The sequence below is a fragment of the Legionella steelei genome, from assembly GCF_001468005.1.
Classification (GTDB): domain Bacteria; phylum Pseudomonadota; class Gammaproteobacteria; order Legionellales; family Legionellaceae; genus Legionella; species Legionella steelei.
Map to the genome: position 1 here is coordinate 2,270,167 of NZ_LNYY01000019.1, position 26,901 is coordinate 2,297,067.

Below are 26,901 nucleotides of genomic sequence, written 5' to 3' on the forward strand. Positions count from 1 at the left end.
GGGAACCGTATTCTTGTATTCCCGGGTTTCACTGCGCTACCCAAGCTACGCTACTGCAAGGCAGTCTCTTATAAATTTTTATCTGGATAGTCGCAAAGATCCTGAATAATGCATGTCTTACATCGAGGGCTGCGGGCTGTACATACGTATCGCCCATGCAAAATCAGCCAATGATGTGCATCTTTTAAAAATTCAGGTTCTATGTTTTTTAGCAGCGCTTTTTCTACTGCTAAAGGGTTTTTTCCTTTCGCCAACCCCGTGCGATTTGCTACCCGAAATATGTGCGTATCTACAGCCATGGTGGGCTCGCCAAAAGCTGTATTGAGCACTACATTTGCGGTTTTGCGCCCCACCCCAGGAAGTGACTCCAATTCCTCACGGGTATTGGGTACATGCCCCTCATGCTTTTTGAGTAGCAGGTCGCACGTTTTCATAATATTTTGCGCTTTGCTGTTATACAGGCCTATAGATTTTATATATTCCTTTAAGCCCTCCAGCCCTAAATCAAGAATATCTTGGGGCGTGTTGGCTACAGGGAATAATTTGGCTGTTGCTTTATTGACGCCTATATCCGTTGCTTGTGCTGAAAGAATAACAGCAATTAATAATTCAAAAGGAGAATGGTAGGTCAATTCAGTAGTTGGATGAGGGTTTTGCTCACGAAAGCGTTCAAAAATTTCTCGACGTTTTTGCTTATTCATGATTTTTTTTCGCTTTTACGCGCGCTAAAGCTTGTTGAATATAGTCTTGCTTGGCTTGTAGGTCTTGAGTTTTATCCGTTTTCAATGCAAGCAGGCGTTTTTCTCTATACGCTTGTTGTTTTTCATGTTCCTCACGCAATAAACGGCTTTGTTTCGCGTGAAAGCGTTTGCGTGCTAACTCTTTATCGTAGGATATCTCTGGTAATGTAACCATCTCGATGCAATCTACTGGGCAGGGCGCAACACATAAACCACAACCGGTACATTCATGGTTGATTACGGCATGCATTAATTTGCCACTGCCGATAATTGCGTCAACCGGGCAGGCTTTGATGCATTTGGTACAGCCAATACATTCTGCTTCACGAATGACGGCAACAGATGGCGGACGTGTATTGGCAAGTGCCTCTGACAAGTAAGGCGTTGGATCAACATGTAGCAAAGCACCTAACGCTTTGACGGTGGCAACGCCTCCAGGAGGACATTTATTAATCGTGGTTGTACCTTGAGCCAAGGCTTCGGCATAGGGTAAACAACCAGGAAAATCGCATTCGCCACATTGGGTTTGTGGCAAAAGCGCGTCAATTTCTTTAACTGTGGGCATTGTACACCTGTTTGGACTGCTCCAGCATCGCTTGTATTTTGTCCTTTTCAACACGCACCATTAACGGCTGGAAGGTATTGAGATGATGATTTAATAAAGGCTGGTCAATTGCATCCCAAGTAAGTGGTTCACAATTCAAAAACTCTTCTGCGGCTTCTGCCATCAGCGGCAATACTGGTTTTAAATAAGCCATGAGGATGCGAAATAAATTAATCCCCATAGTGCAAATGTCTTGCACTTCAGATAAACGCTCCTCTTCTTTTGCCAAAACCCAGGGTTTATTTGTATCGATGTACTGATTCACTTTATCGGCACAATCCATGATTTGGCGAATAGCGCGTGCATAATCACGAGCAATAAAAGACTCCACTACTTCAGCACGCATGGCCAGCAACTCTGCATACAGTTGCGGATCACTTAGACGATTACTGAGTTGGTTATCAAAGCGCTTATTAATAAAACCGGCGCAGCGGCTGGCAATGTTGACTACTTTCCCTACCAGATCGGCGTTGATGCGGTTGGTAAAATCATCAAAATTTAAATCAAGATCATCAACCCGACCATTGAGTTTGGCTGCAAAATAATAGCGTAGGTATTCTGGATGCAAATGTGCTAAATAGGTGCGTGCTTCGAGAAATGTCCCGCGTGATTTTGACATTTTTTGGCCATCAACAGTCAAAAAGCCATGGGTATAAACCGCTGTTGGCATGCGATGACCGCTGGCAGCGAGCATCGCGGGCCAAAATAAAGCATGGAAGTATACGATGTCTTTGCCAACGAAGTGGTACAGTTCGGTGGTGGAGTCTTTATCCCAAAACTCAGCAAAAGAGACACCATGCGCATCACAGTATTTTTTGAAACTAGCCATATAGCCTATAGGCGCATCCAGCCAAACATAAAAGTATTTGTCCGTAGTCCCCGGAATAGGAAAGCCAAAATAGGGGGCGTCACGGGAAATATCCCATTGCTTTAAGCCTGCGGCAAACCATTCATCCAGTTTATTGGCAACTTCTGCTTGTAAGTGATCGCTACGGGTCCATTCTTTTAAGAGCTGTTCATAGCGAGGTAAATCAAAGAAATAATGCTCGGAATCTTTTTCTATGGGTTTGGCCCCCGAAATAGCCGATACTGCATCAAGCAGATCCGTAGGCGAGTAGGTCGCGCCACAGACTTCGCAGTTATCCCCATATTGATCTTTAGCGCCACATTTAGGGCAGGTTCCTTTGACATAACGATCGGGTAAAAACATTTGTTTTAGGGGATCATAAGCCTGGCGGATGGTTCTTTTGATAATTGAACCATTGGCTTGTAATGCCTCGTATATGGCGACAGCCAACTCCTGATTTTCAGGAGAGTGGGTGGTGTGGTAACAGTCATAATCAATTGCAAAGGCTTTAAAATCTTGCTCATGGCTTAATTTGATTTCAGCAGTCAACGCTTCGGGAGTAATTCCCATTTGCTCTGCTTTCAACATAATTGGGGTTCCATGTGCATCATCGCCACAAATGCTAATGCAGTCAATGCCTAACATTTTATGGGTGCGCACCCAAATATCTGTTTGGACATGTTCTACTAAATGCCCAAGATGTAAATGACCATTTGCATAGGGTAAGGCGCTGGTCACCAGCATTTTCCGTTGTTTCGCCATCAATTAGGTACCTACTTGCATGAAATGACTGATTATAACGCATAAGAGTGATAAATGCTTAAAAAATTGTAGTTGGTGCAGACATCGCCGTAACCCGGGAGTGAAGCCTGATGCGAGCCTTGTTTTTTGGTTCTACTTTGCTGCTTTTAAGAATGCATTGGCTGAATTATGGCAAGAATTTTAGTAGGAATGATTTGTGGAGAACGCTATAAGAGGAAATAAAAAACGCGGCCTAGGCCGCGTTTTACAATGGTACTCTCAGCACTAATTAATTAGTGTTGGCTACCTGAAAGGCCAAGACCGCGACCTTGTTGGAGTTCTTCAGCATCATCTTTCTTCTTAGTAGCAACAGTAGCAGTAGCAAGTACTGGAGGAAAGTGTTGTGGTTGTTGTGGTTGTCCTAATCTAACAACAGTCGCAGTTGGTTGCTTCTTAGCTGTAACAGTAGCAGAAGCCTCAACATCATCAGAAGTACTTAATCTAGCAAGTGGTCTTCTAGAGCCAGTGCCCAAAGTAGCAGTGGCTTCATGGCTACTATCTAAATCTTCTTCTTCATCATCTTGTAGACCAGTAGGAGCTACTGAAGAAGGACCTTTCTTAGCACGAAGATCTTTGCAGCACTTTGCAACCCAAGAAGCGAAGTTACCAATAGCAGCACCTGTATAAACAAGAGCAGAAGTAGCCGCAGCAGCTAAACCAGCAGCAAGACCGATTTGTGCAAGGGTGCTAGCACCAGCGATAGCAGCAATAGAAAGACCACCGATTGAGAATGTAGCAACAGCAGCTAAAGCAGCAGGCCACAAGAATAAAGTCAGTGCAGCAGCACCAGCAACAGCTAAAGAAGCCCAAGCAGCAATAGCAATCGCTTTTTTATGGTTCGCTAAGAAATCAGTAGCTGAACGAGCTAGATATTTAGCACCATCAGCCAGTAAACCAACTAAGCCGCGAGTAGTAGTGCCAGTAGGTTTGCCATCTGCATCTACATCAGTACCACCGAGTACTAACTTAGAAAGACCAACGAAAGCACTCGCTGGTAAATAACCAATCGTTTCGAAAAATTTTGCAACTTTTTTTGGTAATGCCATGTTTTACTCCAAGGTTATAAATCACGGCGAATCATAGCAATGTTTTTGCTACATGTGAACCAAAAATGCTCAATTTGTTGTAACAAAAGTGTAAAATAATTTGATTTTTTAGGATTATTAGTTTAATAAATGAGCAGATTTTTTATTATTTGTTCTTTTGGTTTTATTTTTGGGCGCATTTTGTGCCCTCGGTTTTAATTAAGCGATACAGATACTCGAAAATACCCATATCATAATTCACTAGATATTGATTCATTGGCTGTTATTTTGTCGTTGCATGATGATATAAAGTAGGATCCGCAACCCCTGCGCCGCTAAAGCCACGTCGTCTGAAAGTACAACTGTCACATTCACCACAGGCTTCGCCCGCATCATTTGCCTGGTAGCATGAAACCGTTAAGCTGTAGTCTACGCCAAGACTTATCCCTAACTGGATGGTTTGTACCTTACTTAAATGTTGTAATGGCGCATGAATAGAAAAACGATCTCCAGTTACGCCTGCTTTGGTTGCTAAATTGGCCAAAGTTTGAAAGGCTTCAATAAACTCCGGACGACAATCAGGATAATGAGAATAATCAACAGAGCTTGCGCCAATGAAGAGATCTCGTGCACCTATGGATTCAGCCAGGCCTAAGGCCATTGCCAAGAAAATGGTATTGCGCGCAGGAACATAGGTTACCGGAATCTCAGAGCCTTCCTGAAAGGCAGGCACGTCCAGGTTCGTATCTGTTAAAGCGGAGTTACGAAACAGTTCCGTATCTAAGGTCACAATATGATGTTTTATCACTTTATAATGGTGTGCAATACGCTGTGCTGCTTGTAATTCAGCAGAATGTCTTTGCCCATAGGCAAAGCTGATTGCTGCACAGGCAAAACCTTTTGCTGTTGCTAAAGCCAGGCAAGTGGTCGAATCCAGACCCCCAGAGAGTAAGACTACCGCTTTTTTCATAATATATAAGTCTCCATGAAGAGTTTACTTTTGTGGCTTTATTAATAAGTAAGTGTTGGCTGGGCTGTTTAGCTCAGCATTTAACTACGTTTACTTTTTAAGTAAGTCCGAGCAGATTATATTCTCAAATCAATTTTGGCAAATGATATTCAGAACCAAACATTAGATGAACGTCTGTATGCAAATTTGCGCGTGCAACGTAGGCTGTTGTTTTTTTGTTCGGACTTATTGGGAAGTTTGCTTTTTTTAGGTCAAAAATGCTGTTAGAATGCGCCAAATTATGCCATAACATGGAACTTTATGACGACTACTCTTTATCCTGTTATCCTTGCTGGAGGTTCTGGGACTCGTTTATGGCCGTTATCTCGTAAAAATTACCCAAAACAATTCCTGGCCTTAAATGGTGAGTTATCTCTTTTGCAACAAACGGTGAACCGAGCACAGAACTTGGTGAGTACTCATTCTCTGATTGTCAGTAATGATGCACATTATTTTCTTTGTCAGGAGCAATTAAATCATTTAAGTCATTCAATGACCTATCTGTTAGAGCCTTGTGCACGCAATACCGCCCCAGCAATTGCCTGTGCTGCTCATTATTTATCCCAAATTGCCGGTCCTGATGCCGTCATGTTGGTACTTCCTTCAGACCATTGGATAGCGGATGATAAAGCATGGCAAGAAGCCATGTTAACAGGAGCACAATTTGCAGCAGAGCATCAAGCTTTAGTGACTTTTGGGATCGAGCCAGATAGTCCCAAAACAGGCTATGGTTATATAGAGGCGGGAGAGTCGCTAACGGATAAGGTGCAGCAGGTTTTAAGTTTTAGAGAGAAACCAGCCATTGAGATGGCGAAAGAGTTTATTGCCAGTAGAAATTATTTTTGGAATAGCGGTATGTTTGTATGCCGTGCGGGTGTTTATCTTCAGGAGTTAGCTGAATACCAGCCGGATATTTCATATTTTAGTCAGCAAGCTGTTTTAAAAGCGCAACATCATCATGATTTTTTACGTCTCGATTTAGAATACTTTTCACGATGTGAGGCGGAATCGATTGATTATGCGATTATGGAAAAGACAAACAAAGCAGCAGTTATCCCCGTGTCCATGCAATGGAGTGATTTAGGATGTTGGTCTGCAGTAGCTGATGCCAATATACCGGATCAAGACGGGAATACGATGACTGGAAAAGTTATTGCGCAGCAGAGTACTAATTGCTTGATTCATAGTACTGATATTTTGGTCACCGCCATTGGTGTACAAGATCAAATTATTGTGGCAACACAAGATGCAGTTTTAGTTGCTGACAAGCAATATTCACAGCAGGTTAAGGATTTGGTGAGCTCTTTAAGTAAAGATCACCACCAACTCACACAGGATCACCAACGCGTATCTCGCCCTTGGGGATATTATGAGGTTCTCGCCGAGGGCGCTTCATTCAAAGTGAAACGTCTGATGGTCAAACCTGGAGCCCGTTTATCTTTACAAATGCATCAACATCGTGCGGAACATTGGGTTGTTGTTTCTGGAAAAGCCGAAGTAATCAATGACCAGCAAACCATTTTCCTATCGGTAAATCAATCAACTTATATTGCGCAAAATACGCTCCACCGCTTAAGTAATCCGGGGAATGAGCCACTGTATGTCATTGAGGTGCAAAGTGGTGCTTATTTGGGAGAGGATGACATTAAGCGTTTCGATGATATTTACGCGCGTGATCTCTCTTCAGCGACATAGCTTTTTCTAAAATATTGTAGTCTCGGAACCCGGGGATCGTTACTATTGCATTCCCGGGGATTGGCTGCGCTGCACTCAGGCTATAAATTCAACTAGAATGATGAATTTTCAATCAATAATTTATTATTTTATGAAAATTTTGGTTTCAATAGTGTAAATCAATGTCTGTACATCTTGTTTTTAAAATTAGTGCTATGTTATAAAAAAGAACACATTAATTTTTTTCTGTGATAAAATGAATTAGTCGTCGAGATTTATGGGCACAGAGGTGACTGTTATGGCAACAAGTAGCGCAATTCTGCAATCTTTCCTTAGAGATGCATTAAAAGAACAAAGAAACATCGCTGATTTGAGTTTCGAAAAGCTACTTGAGTACAGTCGAACCCAATGTGGTCTTATCAATATAGACTCTGAAGAGATTAATCTTGCAGATGAGGATAATGTTGATTTTGCCAACCTCAAAAGTGTGCTCCATGACAATAATGACGCCGTCATTTTTCAGAACGATAATCTTTATTATGTAGATATACAAAAAGAAAGTATTCAACTTCTGCAAGAACCCATAGAACCAGAAATCACGGCAGAGGAAGAGTACGATGAATACTTTAAATCTCCTAAGTACATTCAATATCTTCGTCATCAAACGTACTATAATCGGTTAAAACAAGCATCCTCTGAAGCCAACACCTATAAACGAGCGAAAGGAAGGGAACTGGATTATATTGGGTCTTTAACCGGTCGCGCGTTTGCAGAACATCGTAGTGATGACTTTCTTCCTTCCTTAGAATTTTATTTAGGAAAATTGGATAAAGCTGATGTTGTCCTGTGTCGATACATGAGTGATAAACAAAAAGAACAGCTAATATATGACTTAAGAATTACGCTGTTGCTTTTGGCCGCGCAACAACAACATGAAAAAGACTATCAAAAAACAGAAAACGATAAGAAATATAACCAACAGATTGCGAAGTGTTCACTTTTACTTAAAGAGCTCGACCCCGAATATCAACGACGCGTTCAAGAATCTCCTGAGCTAGCGGAGATTTCTGATGCACAACCTATAAAATATATGGGTATTCCTGTTGCTCGCTTGTTAGCTAAAGACATTGTTGACCTATCAGGGGGAACCACTAAGACCATTAGAGGGTACATGGATTCCCTGAATGATAAGAGATTATATTGGGTCTGGGGGTCAAGTTTTATAAAAACCTTGATTGGCTTAGTTGCTGAAGACTCTCGTTTTTTCGGAGATCAAGCCGATAAAGCGATTAAAATGCCGGATCCTTACACCGGGAATTTGAGCTGGATTTTATATTACGCGCGTTTTTTCATGAATTTATTTTTGTTACTCAAACATACTATTCGATATGATGAAGAGCAGATGAGTGACGAAGAGGCAAAAACTCCTTGGCAGGAGCGCTTCCAAACCGAGTGGTCAAAAAGAAAATTTACTTTATTGAATGATTCAATTTGGGGAACAGCGAATTTAGTGTGTTTTTTCTGGCTTACTGGAGGAGGCACATTGGGTGCTGCGGGAGATGCGGTTACCCTTGCATTGTTAATTTTTGATATTGCTATATCGATCTGGGATTTGGCTGAGCAAAAAACAAAATATGATAAAGCCATGCTGCAATATGAGGAAGATTTAGCAAGATTAGAGCGGCAACTTCATGCCTTGCGTAATAAAAATGGACAACTTGAAGAGGAAGAGCTAAAAACAATACGCCAAATCGAGATGCAAATCCATACCTTAAAACAAGAGCAGAAAAAGTGTAAAAGAGAGTGGCAGCTGCAAAAAGTATCCTTAATTTGGGGTATTGTGTACGCGACTGCTTTGATGGGCGCGTTTTTGGTCTTAACCATGCCATTCCTGCCTATATCAGCTCCAGTTTTAGCTTCAATGGCTATTGCGGGTGCGGTATTGTGCTTTGCATTTACTGTGATTAATAATATAGTCAAAGGTGGTATTGAACTCTATAAAACTCATAAGACAAAACAAGAGTCACAGCAAGATGCCGACTTTAAGATTAAGTGCTTAGTTCAATTGATAAGAAGCGATAGATTAAAAGGCGATAACTCTCTGGACAGCAACGAAAAAAAATTTCTTTACCTTGAAATTAAGCAATGCCTAGCAGAAACTGAATATCAAAAACAGATGATGATTTATCAATCAGTCAATTTAATCCGTAGTACTTTGATTCAACTTCTTATTCCTGCCGTGGTGTTCGCCAGTTTAGCGGTCGTACCTTTGGGTATTGGTATCCCTATGCTTATTGCAGCGGCGGCACTGGCAATTGCAACCCAATTTTTAGTGGACGCTATGTTTAAACCTGAGGAAAAAAAGGAATTGGAATTTGATGAGCAAGAATATAAGACCTTTTGTGGTGAAATTATGAAGCCTAAGAAACCTGAGCGCCCTCGTCTTTTCTCTGCAGGAGCTGAAAAAGAACGACGAGAAGAACTTGATGATCTAGCGAATCTTCCAGAGGGCACAATCCTTGCAAATGATTAAGATGTAGCCCGGGTGCGGCGTAGCGAAACCCGGGGATTCAATGCTGCATCATCCTCTTGGGTTCCGCTAGGCTGCACCCAGGCTACGGATACTAACCATGTCACTTTGGCGTTCAGAATAAACACTTTAATCAAAAAATTTTCATTAATATTCAATATATTATATAAAAATAAAAAGCTGGATTTCATATTCTGCTTATGTATAATGTTTGAAAGAAGCCTTGGTTGGAGGCCTTAATGAAACAGCTCACTGCTCTGTTGTTGCTTGTTTTTTCTGTCAACGTTGTTGCTTCTGTTGGATTCGGTGATGCTTGCGATACGCATGCGGGCATGTCTGATTCTTATGTTCTTGCGCTTAGTTCGCAGCCTGGTTTTTGCCAAACTTACGGCTATGAAGCTGGCAAGCCAGAATGCATGAACTTACCCCCAAATTCGTACCAAGCAAAACATCTTACCTTACATGGTTTATGGCCTAACCAGAATGCCTGTGGTCAAAGTTATGGATACTGTGGCGTAGAACAAAAATTCAAGCATTGTGCTTATCCCCCACTAAATTTGTCACCACAAGTATCCGAACACTTGAAAAAAATCATGCCCAGCTATAATTATGGGAGTTGTTTGGAGCGCCATGAATGGAATAAGCATGGCAGTTGTCAGGTACTATCTGCAGATGAGTATTTTTCTTTGGCCATGCGTTTGACTGAAGCGGTCGACCATTCTGTTTTAGGACAGTATCTAACCCAGCATCAAGGACAAAAAGTACCTTTAACCGCATTGCGGGAGATGGTGGTGCAAGCTTTTGGGAAAAAGAACTCCGGTAAAGTTTATCTGGGGTGTCGAAACGGTATCTTGGTTGATATTTACATTGAATTGCCGGCATTAATTCCTTTTGATGAATCTTTAGAGACGTTAATCGATAGTGCGCCGAATTCACCAGTGAATGATACCTGTCCTGCCAATATAATGCTTTCCAATTTTAATAAAGGATCTTGGTTTTAGATGGCCCTGAGTGAGGTGAGGTACGATTCTCTATTGGAAAACCCGGGTTCCGCTTTGCTTCACCTAGGCTACACCTTGCACATTGCCAGAACTTCCTCTAATGTAGAGGAATTATTGAACCAGGAATGAACTTTATGCTAAAGCGGTGTTACTTATTGATTCTAATTGTCTTTTTATTAGCTGCTTGTGCGCATCATGGGCCCAGAAAAAAAACGATGTCTCCTTTGCCGCCAGCTGTAAAGACGAAACAAGTCAGATCAGTTACTCCGTTTAATCAGGTTGTCTTCCAAGGCCCTCTGTATGTGAGTTTGCATACGGGGTATAAACAGCCACAGGTGATTTTATCTGGTGACGCCCGCGATTTAGTTGCGGTCAAGGCAGAGGTCAAAGGAAACATACTGTATTTGACAGGATATCCATCACATGGCCCAGTATATGCTGATGTTCGCGGCCAGTTTCTTAACCGCATAATGGCTTCAGGTACTCCTCTAATTACCGGAAGTCAGATACGTACCAGTGCATTGGATGCCTATTTGGTCAATACCGGGACCGTCAAATTAGGCGGCTCTATTGGCTTACGTGTGCTGGATATTAAAGGTAAAGGTCTTGTCCAAATTGGGGGTATTTCTAGCCCAAACTTACAGGTACATCTGCAAGGAAATCCAAAAGTTCAGCTCGAAGGAGTTGCCAATTTAGCCAATTTGTCGATGCATGGAAATGCTTGGCTCAGTTTGTATTGGGTCAGAACGGATAATTTAACGGTGCGCGCAAAGCAGAAATCAACGATTCAATTAGCTGGTGCAGTCAATAGGCTCGATGTTGAGCTTTGGGGAAATGCGCACTTTAAAGGACGCTATTTACGTGCACAACGCAGTTTTGTAAGAACACACGGTCACTCTATTGCAGAAATTTCAGTGGCAAAACATCAGAGTAATTTGGCTACGGATGCAAGTGACATTTATTATTATAACCTTCCCACTACGCGTGCGGACTTTATGGCTTTTGATGGATCGGTATTAGATATGCGTGAGTGGAATCAAGCCGAGTTGAAAGATTTTACGCGTTACAATAAACAATTCCCTTAAAAAGTAGCGAGTTTGGTTTTCCCTCACCTCTCTCCCGATGGCGGGAGAGGGGATTTTTTGTTTTCCATAAGTCGAACAAATGCGTCCCCCTTCTCCCTTGAAGGGGAGATGGCGCTCATCAGAGTGGATTAAATTTCGTTTACTCTTAGTTCCTTCTCCATTAACAGAAGTGAGGGCTGCTCCTTCGAGTTATGAGGCATATGTCGATTAATGCATTGGGTAATCTGCTCTAGGTCACTCTCCAATGGTAAAACATGTGCCGAGTTAGTAAGCCAGTGTATGGTGGTGTTAGGTAAAGAGGAAAACATCCTTTCTACTTCTTTGGAAGCAACAACACGATCATAAGTGCCTAAAAAGAGATCAACTGGACAGTTTGGTGCGATCCAATGGTGTTCGCGAATAAAGTGAAACACCTCAATCAGCGTAGGAATTGGAAATTTTCTGTATGATATTTCCGCATGTTCATTGGTTATTAGGTTACCTGCCTGTCCACGGATCTCACAAAATCCAAGTTTTTTTAGTAGATTAAGAATCATTAGGTTCTTATGAATATTCATGTGTAGTTTTAAGGCTGGCGCTAAAAGAAACATGTGATTGAATGTAAATTTGGCACTCAGCTTACAAGCTAAAAGTCCACCAAGCGATAAGCCTAGAACATCAACTTTTTGATATTCTTTAAATAATGTCTCGCATTCTTGCATGACACAATTGAACCAATCTTCAGCCTTGACTTGTGCAAAAGCAGAGATGCTTTCAGCATGCCCCGGTAATACAGGACAAACTAATGCATCATAATGATTTAATTGAGGAATCAGATAACGATAAACTGCTGGGGAGGAAGTAAACCCATGTATCAGCAGCAGGGCACGATCTTTTTTGGGACCCCGTCGATAAATTGGTTCGAGCAAAGCTAAATCATCCTTGTTTAAATCAAGCAGTTGTTTGCCTCGTCGCATATACCGAAAATCATCTTGCTTCATCATGATGTATTATTCCATTTTATGTTGCCATTTTTTTGCAAAATTAGTGTAAATTATGGGTTAATATAATTCACAAAAAGCAAATCCTGATACTATTTAGTGTATCTGAAAATATTAAATTCGCGCTATTTATTTCAGGGCAACGTTTCTTTTAATGTGCTATCTTTAATATAATAGGGGCAGATACTATAGAGGTTAAGATAAATGAGTACAGACAAAACTGAACCTAAGAAGCCAAAACCAGATACACAGACTCCAGGTCCTACTAGTGCTCCTCCACAGCCGCAGGTGATAACTCCGGATGTTTCTAATGGTCCAAAACCAAGCAAGAAAGATGACGGCAAGGCCAAGCAGGACGATGCATCTCCACCTAAAAAAACGGACGCTAAAAAAGACGAGGGTAAGGGCAAGGAGAAAAGCGCTAGCCAAGAGATGCTTGAAGATATGGGGAAGATGGTTGCGGACATTAATGGGTCCATAAACGATGCTTTGAAAAAGGGCGTAGAGAAACTTGGTGATAAATTTGCAGAAACTAGAGTCGGAAAAGCGCTGAGCGGCTTGAAGGATGCGGTAAACGAAAAAGCAGGTGAGCTAAAAGACGCAATTTCAGATAAAATAGACGATAAAGTAAACGCTTTGAAGCAAACGACAGTAGGGCAGGCACTTACTAAAGTTGCAAACACGGTGGGTGCAGTTACCGATGCGATAACTTCTGCTCCTGACAAATTGGGCGATAAAATAGCTGATGCTCTAGAGAAACTTATAGATAAAGTAAAAAAACTTGATTTTTCGACCAAAAAAGAAGAGGAAGATGAGGCAGTAGTTGAAGCAGAAAATGATGAAGATGACGAAAATCAACAAGCAATGGATGAGCAAGACGATGAGCAATTAGACGATGATAATGATCTAGACGACTTTACAAAGGCCACCTTTGATGATGACGATGACTATTCAGATGCGATTGAAATGCAACCTCTAACGAGTAGTAAGAATGGTAGCGCGGAACAATCTCTCGGGTCTGTGGATGATAGTAGTTTTGATGAGGTTGCACCTCAACAAAAACAACCAGCTCCTGCTCCTGATACTCCAGCTCCCGATACCCCTACTGTGGGAACTCCGTAATTTCTGGGAGCACTCGAAAACCTGGGTTAAGGCCTTATCCCTTTACCCAGGCGACAATGGATGAGTGAGTTCTTTTTAATTTCCAGTCAATAATTTATGCGGTAAGCTTTCAATACGACCGGCTTGGGTGACCACCACGTAATTTAACTTGCGTTGCAGTTCGCTAATGGTGTCCGCGCCAGCATAGGTCAGACCAGATCGTAAACCACCTACGATATCTGCAATAATTGCGTCAGGGTTTTCTTTGAAGGGTACTTCCGTTGCGACGCCCTCAGCCGTTTTCCATTCATGCATTTGTCCTAAGAAGTTTTCCTGGGCTTCCTTGGATGCCATGCCACGGTAACGCTTTACTTTAGTTCCATCTTGCTTTTGAATGATTTCGCCAGGTGTTGGGGCAGTTCCTGCGAGCATACCGCCTATCATGACAAAGTCAGCGCCAAAGGCTAATGCTTTGACGATATCTCCGGAGGTTTTAATTCCACCATCAGCAACGATAGAGCGATCCGAACGTGAACAGTCTTGAATGCAGGTTAGCATGGGGACACCAAAACCGGTTTTGATGCGCGTACTGCACACGGAACCTCCGCCAATACCCGCTTTAATGATGTCCGCACCACATGAGGCAAGATAATCCGCGCCTGCATAGGTGGCAACATTTCCAGCCATAATACAGCGGTCAGCTAGGATTTGGCGTAAACTCTTTAGCGTTTTCCCCACATATTTGGCATGCGCATGGGCCACATCCACGCAGAAATAGTCAGCGCCTGCATCACGTAATGCTTCTGCCCTTTCTAAATCGGCAACACTGCAACCTACGGAAACAAAAACTTTAGTTTGGCACTTTTTAAATTCTTCAACGTTTTCTTCGATGCTCATAAAGCGGTGTAAAGCACCCATAGCACCTTTGGAACCCATGAAGTTTGCCATAGTACTTTCAGTAATGGTGTCCATGTTGGAACTAATTACAGGGAGTTCTAGAGTTAATTTACCCAGTCGGTCAGTACTGGTGGTTTCCACCACGCGTCTTGATTCGTGGTGGTTGTATGAAGGAACAAGCAGAACGTCATCAAAGGTGATGGCATGATCGGTCATGGTAAATCCTTAAAGTACATTTCTACTATCCTGGCCAAACTGTCTCGATTTTTTGTGCTCCGATGCTCACATACTTCATGTATGCTGCGCTTCGGTGCTCAAAAATCAAGCCATTTTGGCTCAAGCTAGCGAAATTTAAACGGACCCTACTATAAATGTTCCGCAGCATAAAATGCAAGTCTTGAACGCTCCCCACGGGTTAAGCTCATGTGGGCACTATGCTCCCAGTGTTTAAAACGATCTACTGCAAAAGTTAAACCCGACGTCGTTTCACTCAAATAAGGGGTATCTATTTGTTTGATATCCCCAAGACAAATAATTTTAGATCCAGGGCCTGCACGTGTAACTAAAGTCTTTATTTGTTTGGGCGTTAAATTTTGCGCTTCATCAATGATAATGTAGCGATTTAAAAAGGTACGACCACGCATGAAATTCAAAGAACGAATTTTAATTTTGTTCTGTAATAAATCTTGGGTTGCGCCACGTCCGAAAGTACCACCCACTTGTGAGCTGTGGAGCACCTCTAGGTTATCCATTAGCGCCCCCATCCACGGAGTCATTTTTTCTTCTTCGGTGCCAGGAAGAAAACCAATATCTTCGCCTACAGGAATTGTCACCCGCGTCATTAAAATCTCTGAATAACGGTTTTGATCTAAGACTTGGGTAAGACCTGCAGCAATAGTGAGTAGTGTTTTTCCTGTTCCCGCAGGACCTTGTAAGCTAACAAAATCGATATCGGGATCCATCAGCAAGTTTAGGGAAAAGTTTTGCTCCCGATTTTTCGCATGGATTCCCCATACAGAATGTTTTGTATAATCACGCACGAGCTGAATTACCGCATGATCACTTTCCAGTTTTTTTACTATGGCTTGGAACTGATCATCTTCGGTGCTGATGCAATCATTGGGGTTCCACTGATGGATTAGCGGGCCAGCTACTTTATAAAAAGTTTTGCCGCTTTCCTGCCATGATCCCATGTCTTTGGCGTGGGTATCCCAGAAATTATTATCTAGAATGTGTAAGCCTCTATGCAACAGATTGACGTCATCAAGGACCTGATCGCTGTAATAATCTTCTGCAAGAATTCCCAAAATTCCCGCTTTGATACGTAAGTTAATGTCTTTGGATACAATAATGACCTGCTTTTTCCCGGCGTATTTTTTTTGTAAGCCTAAAGCGGTAGCCAGAATTGTATTATCTACTTTATGCCCTGGGAGCGTTGAGGGGACAGCTTGGTCAAATTCATCGGTTTGAAAAAATAGCTTGCCGCTGCACTTTTTCTTATCGGAGTGCAAATAATTAGGTATCGCTAATCCAGATACAATTTGCTCATGGGTAGAATTACTCATGAGTTCTACCATCATACGGTTGGTTTGGCGTACGTTACGCGCTACTTCCGAGGTACCCATTTTATGATTGTCTAACTCTTCCAGAACAACCATGGGCACATAGATATCATGTTCTTCAAAATGATAGAGCGCTGTAGGATCATGCATTAAAATATTGGTATCAAGTACAAACAGCTTGGTATTGCTATTATCCATAAATTCACCTTGTGATTAAAACGTGTAGCCTGGGCGAAGGCAAAGCCGTAACCTGGGGTCAGTGGTGAGAAATTTCCCGGGTTAGGGCTACGCCTTCTCCCAGGCTACAATTATTTGATTGCTTCCTTCATTCATTCTGCTTAGGGGATGAGACCCAGTCAAGAATTTTATTTTAAAGCACTGAGTACTTCGTCTACATGGCCTTTGACACTTACTTTACGCCATTCTTTGCTTAATTTGCCTTGGGGATCAATGAGAAACGTACTGCGCTCAATGCCACGTACTTGTTTGCCGTACATGGACTTCATTTTTATCACATCAAACAATTGGCATAACTGTTCGTCGTGATCACTAATGAGCTCGAAGGGAAAGTTTTGTTTTGCTTTAAAATTCTCATGTGATTTCATGCTGTCACGAGAGATGCCAAAGACTTGGGTATTTAATTTTTGAAATTGAGGATATGCATCACGGAAATCCTGGCCTTCAGTAGTACAGCCTGGTGTGGCATCTTTAGGATAAAAATAGAGAACGACATACTGACCTTGATAATCACTCAGATGTGCATTGAGTCCACTCGTTGCTGCAAAAGCAAAATCGGGTATGGATTCACCAATATTCATTAATCTCTCCCTGTTTTTTTCATTATTCGCGAACGGTCTCTTTCCCACTCGCGATCTTTAATGGTGCCTCGTTTATCATGTTCTTTTTTACCTTTAGCCAGCGCTATTTTCATCTTTATGTTATTTTTTTTCCAGTATAAAGAAAGGGGCACTATAGTATAGCCTTGGCGTTCAACACTGCCGATGAGATGATTCAATTCTTTTTTATTTAACAATAGCTTACGTGTACGTATCGGGTCGGGGATAGAATGTGTCGAGGCGGTTATGAGCGGTTGAATTTGCGCACCAAGTAAAAAGGCTTCACTGTTTTTGATAATAATATGCGCATCAGATAAATTTATTTTTCCTGCGCGCAAGCTTTTGACTTCCCAGCCTTCGAGTACGAGACCTGCTTCGTACTGATCTTCAATAAAATAGTTAAAACCTGCTTTGCGATTCAACACGATGGTTGAATCGGATTGTTTTTTGTTAGTCATATTTATTCTTTGACGCGATCGTGTTTGTAATCCAGTGGTAATTGAGGATAGACGCGATTTAATTGATCATCAACTGCGACGCGATTATCAAAAACAAAACACTGTCCTTCCCAGAGCGATTCTTCTTTGGGCATTTTTTCAATGTAATTGAGAATACCGTCATGCAAATGATAGACATTTTCAAAACCCAACTCTTTTAAATAAGCAGTGGATTTTTCGCAGCGTATCCCACCTGTGCAAAACATGGCGATTTTTTTATCTTTTTTATCGTTTAACTGTTCACGCACATATTGTGGAAAATCACGAAAATTTTCTGTAGTGGGGTTAATGGCATTTTTGAATGTACCCAATTCAAATTCATAGTCATTACGGGTATCAATTAACACCACATCCGGATCTTGAATTAATTCGTTCCACTCTTCAGGGCTCAGATAAGTCCCTACGGTTTTCAGTGGGTCAATGTTATTTATGCCCATGGTTACGATTTCTTTGCGTAGTTTGACCTTAGATTTTTCAAAGGGATTCTCTTTATCAAAAGTTTCTTTAAACCTTAAATCGGCCAAACGCTCATCTTGGCGAATGAATTGGTAGAATAGGTTCATCTGCTCACGTGTGCCGGCAAAACTTCCATTGATTCCTTCAGAGGCCAATATAATCGTTCCCTTGATTTTGATTTCATGCATTTTCGCCAGCAAAGGCTCACGCATCGTTTCAAAATCTTCTAAAAGAACAAATTTATAAAATGAAGCAATCACTATCTCGTTCATCATACTACCTGAAAAATAACCCAAAATAATCGACAAAAATTACCATTTACACAGAATTTAATCAATAGGCATGAATTAAATGCATCTTATTAAGACGTTTAAATTTGAAGCAAAATTAGCTAAATGCGTTGACAAAAACTAACCAGCGATCATACTGTTATATACCTAAGGAACTTCAAAATGCTAAGTTTTAAACAACTTAAATTGTTCACTCCAGAAGCTTTAAAGATGAGTAATAGCCTAGTTTAATGGCGAGTTTTAAAAGCGTCCAGAGCGGGAAAGTAATGACTAAAAATAGCATTTTGAAGTTTCTTAGGTAGGTACCAAAGCTATCGGTGTTTTTCATTCTGCCGGCTTTATAAGGAGATAATATGGCACATTACATGCGGAAGTTGCGTTGGTTCTTTATCCTTTGTTTCTTTATCCCGTTCATGAGTTTTGCCGCTACGCCCATAAAAACTATGGTTGTTTTTGGCGACAGTTTATCAGATACAGGGAATACCACTCATTTACTCAAAAGCTTACGTCAGGAAGAGGATCCTGCTTTTTTAGTTGCGCCTTTTAAAGTTTTTGTACTCAATAAAATGGTTGAGTTTGCTGATGAATATTATGTACCACAAATGGTTTTGGATTCGGGCATCGCGATAGTAACCGATTTTTTTGATAATCAATTGGCACCCTATATTGCCAATTTGGTCAGCAAAGTTAAGTTGGTGCCTGTCCTACCCGGAAAACCATACTGGAATGCTCGTTTCTCTAATGGTCAGGTATGGAATGAGTATTTAGCAAAAATGCTATCTATTTCTCCTGAAGATGAAGAAGTTTATTTGAACCGTGCTTTTGGTGGAAGCTGGGCAGCAACATATGATTATCAACTTACCGTATGGAATTTGATTCGGCATCCATTAGGAACAATCAAAAATCTTATTGTAGGTAAATTGGTGCCACCAAGCCTTGGCTTGACCGTCCAAGCTTATTTGCTAGAGCACCCTGTTTTAAGTGATGAAACGGTATTTTTCATTTTCACAGGAAATAATGATTATATTAATGTCTTGTTCTTTGAAGATAATTACAACACTGAAGTAATGAGTACCTATGTGGATAATGTCCTTTCCGGCACCGGTTCTGCTGTCATGAAATTAATGAAAGCAGGTGCGCGTCGTTTTGTGATCATGGGACTGCCACATATAGGCGATACTCCTCGGGTCGTGCAAACCACAGATAGGGAAGTTTTAAATAATGCGGTGGATGTACACAATGAGCGTTTGCAAAATCGCATGAAAGAATGGGCGAAGATTTATCCTGAGTCCGATTTTCTTTACGTCGATATGCATGATTATTTGTCCCGGGCCTTAAAAAATCCAGAAAACTATGGATTTACTAATACGACTGAGGCATGTATTGACGTGAAGTTCCCTATGTATGATGCATTCCGTAGTTCACCTTTTGCGAATAACTATGTATTACGTTACGCACAAGTACTTCAATATCGGGATGCGAGTTTTGCGTCAGGAGATAAAAATTATCATGTATGCGATACACCTGATAGTTATTTATTCTGGGATGAAATTCATCCAAGCACCCGTGCGCATGGGCTACTTGCTTTTGAGATTTGCAAGACAATGAAATACCATGGATATGAAGTAACGTGTGAAAATCCTATAGAGTAAAAGACGTGTGTTAGAGCGTTAAAACCTGTTTAGGTTTTTCGGAGCCTGGGTGAAGGCATGGCCCTAACCCGGGTTTTCTTTTTAGAGCATCTAAAATCGCGGTGTTCTTCGTTTAATTTTAGAGAATAATTTGTGGCATCGTCCTTTCTAAATCGTTACGAATCATGTTAGTGATTTATAAATGTTTATGGCATAATTGCCCTTTTTTTATTGATATATCGTTCATATGCGGTTTTTGAAACGAGGAGCAGGTTTATGTGTGGGATTATTGGAGCTGTATCTGAAAGGGATATCAGTAAAATTTTACTGGAAGGATTACGTCGTTTGGAATATAGAGGTTATGATTCTGCCGGGATTGCAGTCATCGATAATCAAGAGCATTTAAAGCGCGTACGAATTCAGGGCAAGGTACAAAATTTAGCGAATGCGATGCAAGAAACAGCTATTGCAGGTTCTACAGGGATTGCCCACACACGATGGGCCACACATGGTAAGCCTTCTGAGCAAAATGCACATCCTCATTTGTCTCATGGGGAAATTGCCATAGTACATAATGGTATTATTGAAAATCATGACACGTTACGTCATGAATTAATGATGAAGGGATATCAGTTTACTTCTGAAACCGATACAGAAGTCGCTGCGCATTTAATTCATTACTACTATCAACAAAGTGAAAATTTGCTTGAATCAGTACAAACCGCAGCTGCAGAAATGGATGGTGCGTTTGCTTTAGGCGTTATTCATCAACAAAAACCAATGGAGCTTGTTGCAGTTCGTAAAGGTAGTCCTTTGGTTGTTGGTTTAGGTATCGGTGAGAATTTTATCGCTTCTGATGGATTGGCATTAAAGTCTTTTGCACAGTCAGTGATCTATTTAGAAGAAGGTGATAGTGCCTTTATTACTTCAAAAAATGTGGCAATCTATGATGCATCTAAATCGGTTGTTGAGCGTCCTTTGCATCCTTTAACCAGCGATGCTGAAACTGTAAGCAAAGGACCTTACCGGCATTTTATGCTCAAGGAAATCTTTGAGCAATCTAAGGTGCTGACGGATACTTTAGAAGGGCGAGTAAATAGCCTTGAGGTGCTTAAATCCAGTTTTGGTGAACGCGCTTCCCATATATTTCCAACCGTAAAACAAATTCATATTGTTGCCTGCGGTACCAGTTATCATGCCGGCATGATTGCCAAATATTGGTTAGAGTCTCTTACTGGATTGCCCACACAAGTTGAAATCGCGAGTGAATATCGATATCGCGACGTTGTTGTACCCAAAGATACTTTATTTATTACAGTTTCCCAATCAGGAGAAACAGCAGATACACTAGCTGCTTTGCAAAAAGCGAAGGGTATGGGTTATGTCGCCACTTTAGCTATTTGTAATGTTGCAACAAGCACTTTAGTCAGAGAGGCGGATTGTGTTTTCTTAACGCGCGCAGGAGTCGAGATTGGTGTGGCTTCTACTAAAGCATTTACCACCCAATTGGCTGCTTTTTTGATGTTAGCGGCAGCACTTTCCCACGATAATCGTGCTAATGAAGTCTTACAACAATTGCAAGAGTTGCCTGCATGCTGTGAGCGTGTATTAAAGATGAATGAGGAAATCGAAGATCTCGCTTCTTTATTTGTTAATAAAGCACATGCTTTATTTTTAGGGCGTGGCGTTCAGTACCCAGTTGCTCTTGAAGGTGCTTTAAAATTAAAAGAAATTTCTTATATTCACGCGGAGGCATACCCTTCCGGAGAATTGAAACACGGGCCTTTGGCTTTAGTTGATGAAAACATGCCTGTTATTGCTGTTGCGCCTAATGATGAACTTTTGGATAAATTAAAATCTAATTTACACGAAGTGAGTGCGCGCGGTGGTCAGCTGTTTGTTTTTGTTGATAACACTCAAAACTGGCAAGCAAATGGCACACGTCTAATTAAGGTGCCTTACTGTGGTTTATGGGTTGCGCCAATAGTTTATACGATTCCTTTGCAGCTGTTGGCTTATCATGTTGCTGTGGCTAAAGGTACTGACGTTGATCAGCCGCGTAATCTTGCCAAGTCGGTGACTGTTGAGTAATAATGTGGCGGTTTTTTAAACGACTTACCCAGCCTAATTTTAAAAGGTTTAGGTTGTGGTAATTAAATTGTTCTATATTTATGTTTTACGGGGATGTAAATGACTCAAGAGATGTTGGGATTAGCTGCGATTATTGCGCAAGAGCTTAAAGTTAAACCAGCGCAGGTAGAAGCGTCCATTCGTCTGCTCAATGAAGGGGCAACAGTTCCTTTTATTGCACGTTATCGTAAGGAGGCCACCGATGGGCTGGATGATGTGCAATTACGCTTTATTGATGAACGTGTACATTATCTACGTGAGTTGGATGAGCGTCGCGCTGTTGTGTTGCAGTCTATCCGAGAACAAGAGAAATTAACTCCTGAACTTGAAAAGAGTATTCTCGCTGCAGATACTAAAACGCGTCTTGAAGATTTATATCTACCTTTTAGACCCAAGCGTCGCACTAAGGCACAAATTGCTATAGAAGCCGGCTTAGATCCATTAGCCCAGGCTCTTTGGACAAATCCTGATTTGGATCCCGAAGAACACGCGGTTCAATTTATCAATCCCGAGGCAGGTGTCGAGGATGCAAAGGCAGCATTAGAAGGCGCGCGGCATATATTAATGGAGCATTTTGCTGAAGACGCTGATTTAATTAATGAACTGCGCGAACATCTGTGGCAGCATTGTATTGTTAAATCGATAGGCAGCTCTAAGAAAAAAGAAACTGTAAACAAGTTTTCAGATTACTTTGATTATGCTGAAGCGATTAAAAAAATTCCTTCTCATCGTGCTTTAGCTTTATTCCGTGGCCGTCGCGAAAGTGTGTTACAAGTAAGCCTTACTTTACCTGAACATGAAGCAACATATGGTGAAAATAAATTAGCAGTACATTTCAATATTGTTGACCAACAAAGAAAAGCAGACAGTTGGCTGCTTGAAACAATACGTCTTACTTGGAAGGTAAAATTATTTACTAAGTTAGAGCTGGAATTACTCACTCGTTTACGCGAAATGGCTGATGAAGAAGCAATAAAAGTATTTTCTAGAAATTTACGGGACTTGTTACTCGCGGCGCCCGCTGGCCCACAGATCACTATAGGTCTTGATCCTGGAATCCGAACTGGTGTGAAAGTGGTTGTAGTCGACGCGACTGGTAAACTGCTGGATTACACCGTTATTTTTCCATTTGCCCCACAAAATGAATGGCATCAGGCAATTACTGATTTGGCTAAATTGGCAGCAAAATACCAAGTTAACTTGCTCAGTATTGGTAATGGAACAGGCTCTCGTGAAACCGAACGCTTGGTGTCTGATTTAATAAAAATGTACCCTGATTTAAAACTGACTAAAGTTATTGTGAGTGAAGCAGGAGCATCGGTTTATTCGGCGTCAGAAATTGCTTCTCAGGAGTTTCCTGATTTAGACGTTACCTTGAGGGGTGCTGTTTCTATCGCACGCCGCCTTCAAGATCCACTCGCGGAATTAGTTAAAATTGAAGCCAAGTCTATTGGTGTAGGTCAATACCAACATGATGTGAATCAAACTCGCTTGGCGCGTTGTTTGGATGGCGTGGTAGAGGATTGCGTGAATGCGGTTGGTGTCGATGTAAATACTGCTTCGGCGGCCCTGTTGTCTCATGTTTCTGGTCTTAACGAAGCTTTAGCCAAAAATATAGTACTTTATCGTGATGAACATGGCGCATTTAAAAACCGAATGGAATTAAAAAGTGTAAGCCGTATGGGTGAAAAAGCATTCCAACAAGCTGCAGGCTTTTTACGCATCATGCACGGAGATAATCCTTTGGATGCCTCCTGTGTGCATCCAGAAGCCTATCCATTAGTAGAAAAAATTATTGCCGATAAGAGCATTGATATTAAGAAATTGATAGGTAATAAAGACGTCTTACACAGTGTCAATGCAGCACAATTTATTGATGAGCAATTTGGTTTGCCTACTATAAGAGATGTATTGCGCGAATTAGAAAAGCCTGGTCGTGATCCCAGGCCTGAATTTAAAACAGCACAGTTCAAGGAAGGTGTTGAAGACATCGAACATTTACATGAAGGGATGATCCTTGAAGGGGTCGTCAGTAATGTAACTAACTTTGGTGCTTTTGTGGATGTTGGTGTGCATCAGGATGGACTAGTACATATTTCCGCGATGACGAATAAGTTTATTTCTGATCCACGCACCGTCGTAAAGGCTGGTGATATTGTGACTGTTAAGGTCATTGAAGTCGACAAAGAAAGAAAACGTATTGGTCTTAGTATGAAATTGGAAGATGAACCAGCGAGCCAACCGGTTAAAAAGGTTGCAAAAACATCTGAAGTGAAAAAACAGCCTCAAGTTAAGAGGCCTGAGCATAAGAAAAAGCCTGAGGCTAAAAAAGTTGAGCCGGTTAAAAAGACTGTATTTAATACGGCAATGGCAGATGCCTTAGCGAAATTAAAGCGTAATTAAAGGTTTGGTGCATTGTAGCCTGGATGCCGCGTAGCGAAACCCGGGTTTTGGATATTAATGAACTGTCCAATCCCGGGTTTCGCTATGTTGCTCCCAGGCTACATCTAACTAACATAAAAACACGATGGTGAATTATGACCAATACTCCAAAGGGAGAGTTAGCTATCCAGGCTTTGGCAATGCCCGCAAATACTAATGCCAATGGCGATATATTTGGTGGATGGATTGTGTCACAAATGGATTTAGCTGCAGGAATATTAGCGAAAAAATTGGCATTGGGCCGTGTCGCTACAGTGGCTATTCATTCCATGAGCTTTTTAAAACCAGTTCATGTGGGTGATCTGGTGAGCTGCTATGTCACTTTGATAAAGCAAGGCAATACCTCTATGACCTTTAGTGTTGAAGTATGGGCGCATCCTGCAACGCAGAATGAAGCATATCAAGTTACTGAAGGTGTTTTTGTTTTTGTTGCTATAGATGAAGAAGGTCGCTCAAGACAGGTGCCTAAAAAAATATGACTCGTGATTCGTCAGAACTGCAGCACCTACTTACGGAAATGGCTACACTCATTGAACAAAATGCAGAGCCAGATCCCCAATTATATACGTTATTTTTTCAAGAGCCCGAACTTGCCTTTAAACTAGTCGATATCATCAATAACTTGGAAGAAAAGCTGGATGAAGGTCTTTCAGTTTATTCCGCATGTGTTTTTGCTTTAGATATTTGTGTGGCGCAATTACAGGGAGCAGCCGAATCTAATAAAGTTACTGCAAGATCATTAATTCAATTGATGGATCATTTGGCGGAAATGATTGATTCACGCAAACACACTTTAAGTTTTTGGCTTCCTGTATTAAATTCCTTTTATGAATCACATGTTGAATTGACTGAAGAGTTGAAAAATGCCTATTTTGATCTCGCCAGTGATGAAGACGAAACGACTCATGAAGGCGAACCGATATCCCATTTAGATGCGATTCGTGATTTGATTCATGAGTTGTCTGATCTGAATGTTTTCGAAATTGCTGAAAATTTTTTCGCGCAGAGCTATGCGATGCCGGCGGATTTTTTTATCGACCTGATGGTTGATTTATATAATATTGAAGAGGGGGCGGATATTGGCCTACTCATTTTATTGCACCCTAAAGCTGAGGTTCGCGACATTGCGATTAATACCTTAGGCCAAATTATAGATTTCGTAACATTATCTTCTGTGTCTCTTTCACGGTTGCAGACTATTAAGTACTGGTATCCAGAACATTATCATGCACTTTTTAATTCCTGGATAAAAACGCAACGCAAAAAAGGGGTCGTATTTGCACCTGAACCTGAACCGGCCAGCGCGACAATTAGAGCCACCGAAGTGGATGGTACAGGCTCACAAGGTATTTTTTTACATGTTCGTAAACGTAGAAAAAATAGATTATGTGGCTTATTACTGAAGTATGATGTAGGGATTAAAGATGCATGGATAACGCCTACTTTATCAGCAAAAGATGTAAAAGATTATTACCATAAGGCTTTTGATGAGAATGTGACGCTACGTGAGGTCGATTTATCTTATTTCGTAATGATGGTGGAACATTTCTTGGCCGTGTCGATAGAAAAAGGCGAGATTCCCAACATCCAGTTTTTAGAGATGCAAGAGTTATTAGGAGTCCGTTTACGCCCTGTGAAACTGGATTTAGATTATCTCTTCGAACAAATGAGTATCCAAATCACACCGTTTACTCAAGAAGTGATTTCTGAGTCTCTACGTCGTTCAAAGTCCTGGCTTAAAAATAAATCGTTTACTGAATCCTGGTATTTAGAAAATCCTATAGTTGATAAGATTGTCAATCACAACAGTAGTTTTGTGGATGGAATTAGAGTCTGCCGCATGGAAGATGCAATGGATGCAGTATTTTCTGAGGAAATGGAAATACATCGCGATAAATGGCAATTTCATTTTTTATGGATTGCTTTATGGATGAAAGCGAAAGAAAAACGCACTGAAAAAATATGGCGTGATAGTTTCTTGATTGCTTATAGCATTTATAAAGGAACGCCTTTGCAGGAAATTCCTGTTATGCGCGAGATTTGTCGACAAACGGTGATTAATAGCGTGGAAACCATGCAAGAAAGACGCACACACTTGAGCCAGGAATAAGAGGAATTCATGTTTACCGGAATTATTGAAAGAAAAGGTACCGTAATTAGCAATACGCATCATGCTGAAGCAAATCGATTGGTTATTGCATCTACCTTTACTGAGTTGGAGGTTGGCGAAAGCATTGCAGTAAATGGCGTATGTTTAACTTTACTGCCTTCTGAAGATGCAAAATTGAATTTTGATGTTTCTCCCGAAACCTTAAATAGAACTACTTTGGGCACATTAAATACTGATGATGAAGTCAATTTAGAACGCGCAATGCTTGCCTCCACACGTTTTGGTGGACATTATGTAAGCGGTCATGTAGATACAATTGCACGCATTCGCTCAATAACGCACCTGAATGAATTTGTCGAAGTCGAACTCGGTGGATTTGATGCAAATGCAATGTTGTATTTAATTCCTAAAGGTAGTATTACTGTTGAAGGGGTAAGCTTAACGATTAATTCAGTTGCGAATCAAGGTATTAAATTAATGCTGATTCCACATACATTACTGAGTACAACCTTATGCGTCTTAAAACAGGGCCAAGAGGTTAATATTGAGTTTGATTACTTGACTCGCATCGTTGCCCATCAGCTGCAAATTGCCGGAACTATTAAACAATAGAGTAAAATGCGCTGGTGATGCAAGAGCCTCGAATCAGATCC

At 41.2% G+C, this 26,901-nt stretch carries 22 protein-coding genes; 11 read left to right on the forward strand and 11 right to left on the reverse strand.

Annotated features, from left to right (window positions below):
• Positions 1-68 precede the first annotated feature (68 nt).
• The 5 genes from nth to queC all read right to left on the reverse strand — a co-directional run bounded on the left by nth (position 69) and on the right by queC (position 4,987).
• Complete coding sequence (gene nth / locus Lste_RS14010; RefSeq protein ID WP_058511534.1) at positions 69-701, reverse strand: endonuclease III; 633 nt, start codon at positions 699-701, stop codon at positions 69-71.
• Positions 694-1,305, reverse strand: a complete 612-nt coding sequence (locus Lste_RS14015; protein WP_058511535.1) for an RnfABCDGE type electron transport complex subunit B — start codon at positions 1,303-1,305, stop codon at positions 694-696. Before Lste_RS14015 ends, nth begins: the two co-directional genes overlap by 8 nt.
• Positions 1,292-2,953 (reverse strand): methionine--tRNA ligase, encoded by a 1,662-nt coding sequence (metG, locus tag Lste_RS14020; RefSeq protein WP_058511536.1) that lies wholly within the window; start codon positions 2,951-2,953, stop codon positions 1,292-1,294. Before metG ends, Lste_RS14015 begins: the two co-directional genes overlap by 14 nt.
• A gap of 272 nt (positions 2,954-3,225) precedes the next feature.
• The gene (locus Lste_RS14025) at positions 3,226-4,038 is read right to left on the reverse strand and encodes a hypothetical protein (protein ID WP_058511537.1); all 813 of its coding nucleotides are present in this window, start codon (positions 4,036-4,038) and stop codon (positions 3,226-3,228) included.
• Between the two features lie 262 nt (positions 4,039-4,300).
• Positions 4,301-4,987: a 7-cyano-7-deazaguanine synthase QueC gene (gene queC, locus Lste_RS14030; protein ID WP_058511538.1), complete on the reverse strand. Its 687-nt coding sequence runs from the start codon at positions 4,985-4,987 to the stop codon at positions 4,301-4,303.
• 300 nt (positions 4,988-5,287) lie between these two features.
• Between queC and Lste_RS14035 the strand changes: the two genes are divergently transcribed.
• The 4 genes from Lste_RS14035 to Lste_RS14055 all read left to right on the forward strand — a co-directional run bounded on the left by Lste_RS14035 (position 5,288) and on the right by Lste_RS14055 (position 11,316).
• A complete protein-coding gene (locus Lste_RS14035) occupies positions 5,288-6,721 on the forward strand; it encodes a mannose-1-phosphate guanylyltransferase/mannose-6-phosphate isomerase (RefSeq protein WP_058511539.1) in 1,434 nt (477 codons plus the stop codon).
• Positions 6,722-6,998: 277 nt separating this feature from the next.
• Positions 6,999-9,233, forward strand: coding sequence for a hypothetical protein (locus tag Lste_RS14040; RefSeq protein ID WP_058511748.1), 2,235 nt, complete (start codon positions 6,999-7,001; stop codon positions 9,231-9,233).
• 236 nt (positions 9,234-9,469) lie between these two features.
• Positions 9,470-10,231 carry a ribonuclease T2 family protein gene (locus Lste_RS14050; protein ID WP_058511541.1) on the forward strand — a complete coding sequence of 254 codons (762 nt, stop codon included), beginning with the start codon at positions 9,470-9,472 and terminating at the stop codon, positions 10,229-10,231.
• 134 nt (positions 10,232-10,365) lie between these two features.
• Positions 10,366-11,316, forward strand: a complete 951-nt coding sequence (locus tag Lste_RS14055) for a GIN domain-containing protein (RefSeq protein WP_058511542.1) — start codon at positions 10,366-10,368, stop codon at positions 11,314-11,316.
• 128 nt (positions 11,317-11,444) lie between these two features.
• On the opposite strand, the gene Lste_RS14060 is transcribed toward Lste_RS14055, so the two are convergent.
• Positions 11,445-12,296, reverse strand: coding sequence for an alpha/beta hydrolase (locus tag Lste_RS14060; protein ID WP_193393432.1), 852 nt, complete (start codon positions 12,294-12,296; stop codon positions 11,445-11,447).
• A 204-nt stretch (positions 12,297-12,500) separates the two neighbouring features.
• Here Lste_RS14060 and Lste_RS14065 point away from each other — a divergent pair, with 204 nt between their 5' ends.
• Entirely contained in the window at positions 12,501-13,418 is a 918-nt protein-coding gene (locus tag Lste_RS14065; protein WP_058511544.1) for a hypothetical protein, read from the forward strand.
• Positions 13,419-13,493: 75 nt separating this feature from the next.
• On the opposite strand, the gene Lste_RS14070 is transcribed toward Lste_RS14065, so the two are convergent.
• From Lste_RS14070 to trhO, 5 genes are all read right to left on the reverse strand, one after another.
• The gene (locus Lste_RS14070) at positions 13,494-14,510 is read right to left on the reverse strand and encodes a guanosine monophosphate reductase (RefSeq protein ID WP_058511545.1); all 1,017 of its coding nucleotides are present in this window, start codon (positions 14,508-14,510) and stop codon (positions 13,494-13,496) included.
• A gap of 149 nt (positions 14,511-14,659) precedes the next feature.
• Positions 14,660-16,054, reverse strand: a complete 1,395-nt coding sequence (locus Lste_RS14075) for a PhoH family protein (RefSeq protein ID WP_058511546.1) — start codon at positions 16,052-16,054, stop codon at positions 14,660-14,662.
• A 167-nt stretch (positions 16,055-16,221) separates the two neighbouring features.
• Positions 16,222-16,674, reverse strand: coding sequence for a peroxiredoxin (locus tag Lste_RS14080; RefSeq protein ID WP_058511547.1), 453 nt, complete (start codon positions 16,672-16,674; stop codon positions 16,222-16,224).
• Entirely contained in the window at positions 16,674-17,150 is a 477-nt protein-coding gene (gene smpB, locus Lste_RS14085; protein ID WP_058511548.1) for an SsrA-binding protein SmpB, read from the reverse strand. Before smpB ends, Lste_RS14080 begins: the two co-directional genes overlap by 1 nt.
• Before the next feature lie 2 nt (positions 17,151-17,152).
• Positions 17,153-17,917, reverse strand: a complete 765-nt coding sequence (gene trhO / locus Lste_RS14090; RefSeq protein ID WP_058511549.1) for an oxygen-dependent tRNA uridine(34) hydroxylase TrhO — start codon at positions 17,915-17,917, stop codon at positions 17,153-17,155.
• A gap of 371 nt (positions 17,918-18,288) precedes the next feature.
• On the opposite strand from trhO, the gene plaC reads away from it, so the two are divergent.
• From plaC to Lste_RS14120, 6 genes are all read left to right on the forward strand, one after another.
• Positions 18,289-19,587 carry a lysophospholipase/glycerophospholipid:cholesterol acyltransferase PlaC gene (gene plaC / locus Lste_RS14095; protein ID WP_058511550.1) on the forward strand — a complete coding sequence of 433 codons (1,299 nt, stop codon included), beginning with the start codon at positions 18,289-18,291 and terminating at the stop codon, positions 19,585-19,587.
• Between the two features lie 255 nt (positions 19,588-19,842).
• Positions 19,843-21,657: a glutamine--fructose-6-phosphate transaminase (isomerizing) gene (gene glmS, locus Lste_RS14100; protein WP_058511551.1), complete on the forward strand. Its 1,815-nt coding sequence runs from the start codon at positions 19,843-19,845 to the stop codon at positions 21,655-21,657.
• 99 nt (positions 21,658-21,756) lie between these two features.
• A complete protein-coding gene (locus Lste_RS14105; protein ID WP_058511552.1) occupies positions 21,757-24,099 on the forward strand; it encodes a Tex family protein in 2,343 nt (780 codons plus the stop codon).
• A 134-nt stretch (positions 24,100-24,233) separates the two neighbouring features.
• The gene (locus Lste_RS14110) at positions 24,234-24,617 is read left to right on the forward strand and encodes an acyl-CoA thioesterase (RefSeq protein WP_058511553.1); all 384 of its coding nucleotides are present in this window, start codon (positions 24,234-24,236) and stop codon (positions 24,615-24,617) included.
• Positions 24,614-26,248, forward strand: a complete 1,635-nt coding sequence (locus Lste_RS14115) for a hypothetical protein (RefSeq protein WP_058511554.1) — start codon at positions 24,614-24,616, stop codon at positions 26,246-26,248. Before Lste_RS14110 ends, Lste_RS14115 begins: the two co-directional genes overlap by 4 nt.
• Positions 26,249-26,257: 9 nt before the next feature.
• Complete coding sequence (locus Lste_RS14120; protein WP_058511555.1) at positions 26,258-26,860, forward strand: riboflavin synthase; 603 nt, start codon at positions 26,258-26,260, stop codon at positions 26,858-26,860.
• Positions 26,861-26,901 lie beyond the last annotated feature (41 nt).

Coding starts and splice junctions, on each gene's coding strand:
- nth (WP_058511534.1), bottom strand. CDS start 701: ATGAATAAGCAAAAACGTCGAGAAATTTTTGAACGCTTTCGTGAGCAA.
- Lste_RS14015 (WP_058511535.1), bottom strand. CDS start 1,305: ATGCCCACAGTTAAAGAAATTGACGCGCTTTTGCCACAAACCCAATGT.
- metG (WP_058511536.1), bottom strand. CDS start 2,953: ATGGCGAAACAACGGAAAATGCTGGTGACCAGCGCCTTACCCTATGCA.
- Lste_RS14025 (WP_058511537.1), bottom strand. CDS start 4,038: ATGGCATTACCAAAAAAAGTTGCAAAATTTTTCGAAACGATTGGTTAT.
- queC (WP_058511538.1), bottom strand. CDS start 4,987: ATGAAAAAAGCGGTAGTCTTACTCTCTGGGGGTCTGGATTCGACCACT.
- Lste_RS14035 (WP_058511539.1), top strand. CDS start 5,288: ATGACGACTACTCTTTATCCTGTTATCCTTGCTGGAGGTTCTGGGACT.
- Lste_RS14040 (WP_058511748.1), top strand. CDS start 6,999: ATGGCAACAAGTAGCGCAATTCTGCAATCTTTCCTTAGAGATGCATTA.
- Lste_RS14050 (WP_058511541.1), top strand. CDS start 9,470: ATGAAACAGCTCACTGCTCTGTTGTTGCTTGTTTTTTCTGTCAACGTT.
- Lste_RS14055 (WP_058511542.1), top strand. CDS start 10,366: ATGCTAAAGCGGTGTTACTTATTGATTCTAATTGTCTTTTTATTAGCT.
- Lste_RS14060 (WP_193393432.1), bottom strand. CDS start 12,296: ATGAAGCAAGATGATTTTCGGTATATGCGACGAGGCAAACAACTGCTT.
- Lste_RS14065 (WP_058511544.1), top strand. CDS start 12,501: ATGAGTACAGACAAAACTGAACCTAAGAAGCCAAAACCAGATACACAG.
- Lste_RS14070 (WP_058511545.1), bottom strand. CDS start 14,510: ATGACCGATCATGCCATCACCTTTGATGACGTTCTGCTTGTTCCTTCA.
- Lste_RS14075 (WP_058511546.1), bottom strand. CDS start 16,054: ATGGATAATAGCAATACCAAGCTGTTTGTACTTGATACCAATATTTTA.
- Lste_RS14080 (WP_058511547.1), bottom strand. CDS start 16,674: ATGAATATTGGTGAATCCATACCCGATTTTGCTTTTGCAGCAACGAGT.
- smpB (WP_058511548.1), bottom strand. CDS start 17,150: ATGACTAACAAAAAACAATCCGATTCAACCATCGTGTTGAATCGCAAA.
- trhO (WP_058511549.1), bottom strand. CDS start 17,917: ATGAACGAGATAGTGATTGCTTCATTTTATAAATTTGTTCTTTTAGAA.
- plaC (WP_058511550.1), top strand. CDS start 18,289: ATGGCACATTACATGCGGAAGTTGCGTTGGTTCTTTATCCTTTGTTTC.
- glmS (WP_058511551.1), top strand. CDS start 19,843: ATGTGTGGGATTATTGGAGCTGTATCTGAAAGGGATATCAGTAAAATT.
- Lste_RS14105 (WP_058511552.1), top strand. CDS start 21,757: ATGACTCAAGAGATGTTGGGATTAGCTGCGATTATTGCGCAAGAGCTT.
- Lste_RS14110 (WP_058511553.1), top strand. CDS start 24,234: ATGACCAATACTCCAAAGGGAGAGTTAGCTATCCAGGCTTTGGCAATG.
- Lste_RS14115 (WP_058511554.1), top strand. CDS start 24,614: ATGACTCGTGATTCGTCAGAACTGCAGCACCTACTTACGGAAATGGCT.
- Lste_RS14120 (WP_058511555.1), top strand. CDS start 26,258: ATGTTTACCGGAATTATTGAAAGAAAAGGTACCGTAATTAGCAATACG.